Here is a 1,598-nt window from a genome sequence, read left to right as displayed (position 1 = left end):
ACCCCTGCGAAACACCTCCCCGCAACCCGGTCTTCAAACCCGAAACCGACTTACCAAGCCCGGGAGAAACAGCCGCCACATCAGCAATCGCCTTGACGGCCATGGCCGCCGTCGACTCAATCGTCACACCCGCGGCGGTACCTGAGATCCAATTGACGGTTACCCGCGTCCCCGCGTGAGTCGTGAATACCTCTCCCGCTTGCCACGCGTGCCGCGTGCTGTAGTAACCGGCGAAGGGGTGGGAGTCTGGCATGAGGATGAGGGACCCTGCCCCGAGTTGCTGCACGATTTTCACTCCGCGATTGCCGTTGACGGCGGTCGCAGCGTCATAGCCGACAGGCAGCCGCAACTCCAGGTAGTAGACCTCCCCACTTACCGGATCCGTGAACTTCACAGCACGGCCATCGGCCGTGCCACTCCATGCGGTGAGGGTGTAGGCGGTGCTATTTCCGGCTTTGCCAAGGTCCCGGACTTCTCGGCCGGTTCCAAAGCCGCCGTACTCCCACAGTGTCGAGCTGATTGTGGGCTGGGAGGACTGGGAAACCCCCATGAGGTCCATGCTGTCGCCGTACTCCCTGATGCTGCAGGACGGGTCAGCAAAGGTACCGTCACTGTTTGTCGCCACATCCTGGGCGCCACTGCCGCACTGGAGGCTGTTGGCGTGCATCAGCCCGAGGACGTGACCGAACTCGTGCGTGAGCACACTTCGGGTAAGGGCGGCCGGTAGAGGCATGATGACCCGGCCGCTTGTTCCGTTGTAGCTCCAGCCTGCGCCGTACGCGCCGTCGGAAAGCGTGGGAGTCGATACGAATACCACGAGTGCCGTGTAGGGGTTAGGCACCCAACCCAGTTCGTTGGTAATCGTGTTCATCATGTCCGAGTACCGCTGCGTTGAGGAGGCACTGCGACTGTTGAATGTCTCGGTACTGGCAACGCTCATGCTGAGCCGGCCGTTCGACATGGTTGCCCAGTAGTTGCTGGTCGCCTGAACGGCGGAGACCGCAGAGTCCATGGAAATATTGGCTTTGACGTCGGTTAGCTGCACAGTGACCAGCCGGACTTTGATATTGCCTGTCCTGGCCAATGAGTATGACTCTGTACCAAGAGTCCTAGCCGACGCACCCTTAGCGCCTTCCAATGGGGGGGTTTGGAAGACATGGACGCTGGTAGGTGCGCCGCCGGTCTGTTCGGGTACCGGAGGCTCCGGGGTGGGTCCCTGAACCGGGATGCTCGTGCCCGAACCGGTGGACGTGTCAGTAGCTGTCGCCGTTGCAGTGGGGGTTGCAACGGTCTGATTCGTAGGGGCGGATGAGGATCCGACGGACGGCGAACTGGTCGCCGTGGGAGTACTGATGGTCGTTGACGAATCCGTCGGTTCCGAGGCCAGCCCCGGTGCTGCCGCTCCGAATGTCAGCGATGACGCCGAGACCAGCAAAGCACCTGCGAGAGCGGCGGTAAACCGTTTGCGATTCATGTGTTCCTTCAAAGCACCCGAGGTCGTTGGCTGGGGCCGGCGATGGGGCGTGAATTTGTGTTGTGGGTGGGTCATCGGGTGAGGGTGGTTTTGGTGCCGGTGGTGGGGGACGAGTCGATGCGGC

The 1,598-nt window shown here is 61.8% G+C and carries 1 protein-coding gene; it reads right to left on the bottom strand.

What is annotated here, in order from left to right; translation table 11 throughout:
* On the bottom strand, window positions 1–1,084 hold a 1,084-nt coding region (locus AB0O44_RS16165; RefSeq protein WP_364139074.1), incomplete at its 3' end, for a M43 family zinc metalloprotease.
* Window positions 1,085–1,598 lie beyond the last annotated feature (514 nt).

The organism is Arthrobacter sp. NPDC080082 (assembly GCF_040686595.1).
Taxonomy (GTDB): Bacteria; Actinomycetota; Actinomycetes; order Actinomycetales; family Micrococcaceae; genus Arthrobacter.
Note: the sequence above shows the minus strand (reverse complement) of the source record. Positions and strands in the feature narration are given on the sequence as shown.